This window comes from Rodentibacter trehalosifermentans (assembly GCF_002000545.1).
Classification (GTDB): domain Bacteria; phylum Pseudomonadota; class Gammaproteobacteria; order Enterobacterales; family Pasteurellaceae; genus Rodentibacter; species Rodentibacter trehalosifermentans.
In genome coordinates, this window is record NZ_MLHL01000117.1 from 1 (window position 1) to 1819 (window position 1819).

Here is a 1819-nt window from a genome sequence, read left to right on the forward strand (position 1 = left end):
AAAGTGCGGTTTGTTTTCAACGAATTCTTTATGGTTTACTAATAGCACAGCAACATCAACCTTAGATAAGCTATCTTGATAGTCGAGTAAAGCAATTTCCTTTTCACTATGATTTGCTTCTGAATTATAGTTTGGTTCAACTGCTTTCACTTGATTTGGATATAAATCCATTAGTTTTTCTGCGATAGCTAATGCTGGGCTTTCGCGAAGATCATCAATGTCTGGTTTAAATGCTAAGCCGTAGCAAACGATATTCACTTCATTTGTTTTTTTATTTGCAAAATTTGCTACTTTTTCTACCGCTTGTTTTACTTGTTCAATCACCCAATTTGGTTTGTTATCATTCACTTCACGAGCGGTACGAACTATATTGGCTAAATCGGGGGATTTATCCACGATAAACCATGGGTCAACTGCAATACAATGACCTCCAACTCCACAACCTGGTTGAAGGATATTTACTCGGGGGTGACGGTTAGCCAAAGCGATTAGTTCCCATACGTTGATATTTAAACGATCAGCAATTAAAGAAAGTTCGTTTGCAAAAGCAATATTGACATCACGGAACGCATTTTCAGTCAATTTACTCATTTCTGCTGTTCGCGCATTGGTTTTTACTAAGTCACCTTTCACGAAAATACTATAAACCTCAATTGCTTTATTTGAACATTCATCAGTAATACCGCCAATAATGCGGTCATTTTCAACTAATTCACGAATCACTTGACCAGGTAATACACGTTCTGGACAGTAAGCAACGTAGATATCAACTTCTTCATCTCTATTTTCGTAAGGAAATTTGAGATCAGGGCGTGCTGCCGCTAACCATTCGACCATTTGTTCTGTAGTTCCAACAGGGGAAGTCGATTCTAAGATAACTGTGTCACCCTTTTTTAATACAGGCGCTAATGCTTTAGAAACCGCTTCAATATAGCTTAGATCAGGTTGGTGATCACCTTTAAACGGTGTTGGGACGGCAATTAAAAATGCGTCAGCAGTTTCAGGTTTGGTTACGGCTTTTAATAAACCATTCGCAACGGCTTTTTGTACCATTTCCCCGAGACCCGGTTCAACGATATGAATTTTTCCTTGGTTGATGATATTTACGGCGTGTTGATTAACATCAACACCAATAACTTGGACTCCTTTATCTGCAAACATTGCTGCCGCAGGTAAACCTATATAGCCCAAGCCAATAACTGAGATCGTTTTATTCATAATAGTATCCTACAGGTAATTGTTACTCAATAAGGTTTCAACGATACGGTGAGCAGCCATTCCGTCACCATATGGGTTTTTAGCCATGGACATCTTTTCGTATAAGTAAGGATTGTCCACTAACAGGGAAAACTCTTTTAGAATGGTTTCTGTTTCTGAACCTACTAATTTTACTGTACCGGCTGCAACTGCTTCCGGGCGTTCAGTAGTGTCTCGCATAACAAGCACAGGTTTGCCTAATGATGGCGCTTCTTCTTGTACACCGCCTGAATCACTTAAAATAATGTATGAGCAGGACATTAGATATACGAAAGGTAAGTATTCTTGAGGTTCAATCAGATGCACATTTTCTTGTTCAGAGAGAATTTGAGTTAGTGGCAGTCTTACATTTGGGTTTAAATGTAGTGGTAAAACAAATTCAAATTCAGGATATTTGTCAGCTAATTGTGAAATGGCTAAGCCAATGTTTTTGATCCCTTGACCGTGATTTTCTCGGCGATGGGCTGTGACTAAAATAATCTCTTTTCCATTTTGGGTAAATGGGAATAATTCTTCCATTTGAGATCTTAATTCTGGCTGTTTTAATTTTGGGGCTGAAGTA

At 38.5% G+C, this 1819-nt stretch carries 2 protein-coding genes; both read right to left on the reverse strand.

Features of this window, described 5'->3' with window-relative positions:
- Positions 1-1218, reverse strand: a 1218-nt coding sequence (gene wecC / locus BKK52_RS13210) for a UDP-N-acetyl-D-mannosamine dehydrogenase (RefSeq protein WP_143531438.1), incomplete at its 3' end; no start/stop codon positions are given.
- Positions 1219-1227: 9 nt separating this feature from the next.
- Positions 1228-1819 (reverse strand): non-hydrolyzing UDP-N-acetylglucosamine 2-epimerase (wecB, locus tag BKK52_RS13215; RefSeq protein WP_077478888.1); only part of this gene is annotated, 592 nt, incomplete at its 5' end.